This window comes from Parapedobacter soli (assembly GCF_025460835.1).
Classification (GTDB): domain Bacteria; phylum Bacteroidota; class Bacteroidia; order Sphingobacteriales; family Sphingobacteriaceae; genus Parapedobacter; species Parapedobacter soli.
This window is the reverse complement of the sequence record NZ_JAMXAY010000148.1, coordinates 1-766: the sequence shown is the minus strand read 5'-3', so window position 1 is coordinate 766 and position 766 is coordinate 1. Positions and strand designations below refer to the sequence as shown.

1 protein-coding gene is annotated in these 766 nt (G+C 58.1%); it reads right to left on the bottom strand.

What is annotated here, in order from left to right; translation table 11 throughout:
* The coding region (locus NGM62_RS21960) for a putative Ig domain-containing protein (RefSeq protein ID WP_262250442.1) at positions 1–766 on the bottom strand (766 nt) is incomplete at both ends.

The following is a 766-nucleotide window of genomic DNA, read 5'->3' as shown; positions in this document are numbered from 1 at the left end:
TACCGCGTCCTGATTCACGGTAGTTGCCGGTGTGCCCGATATGGTCGGGGCATCGTTCACATTCTCGACTTCAAGGTCGAAGGCCGGAAGGCTGGCTGACGCTGCGCCATCGCTCACCGTGATGATGATACCCGTAGTTACCCCCACATCATCATTACCCGGTGTGCCGGAAAGCTCGCCGGTGGTGGCATTGAAGGTAGCCCAGTCGGGTTTGTTGGCGATGCTGAATGTCAATACATCGCCCGCATCGATGTCCGCTGCGGTTGGAACAAAGCGATAAGCCACATCTTGGTTTGCCGTCGTTGCCGGTGTTCCCGATATGGTCGGCGCATCGTTTACGTTCACCACTTCAAGGTCGAAGGCCGGAAGGCTAGCCGACGCAGCACCGTCGCTGACGGAGATAATAATGCCTGTGGTGATGCCCACATCGTCATTACTCGGTGTGCCGGAAAGCTCACCGGTGGCGGCGTCGAAGGCGGCCCAGTCGGGTTTGTTGGCGATGCTGAATGTCAATACATCACCTGCATCGATGTCTGCCGCGGTGGGCGTGAAGCTGTATGCCGCATCCTGATTTACCGTCGTTGCTGGCGTACCGCTGATGGTCGGCGTATCGTTCACGTTCAGTACTTCCAGATCGAATGCCGGGAGGCTCGCATCGAGCGAACCATCGCTCACTGTGATGACGATGCCCGTAGTGGTACCCACGTCACCGTTGCCTGGTGTACCGGAAAGCTCACCGGTGGTGGTATTGAAGGTGGCCCAGTCG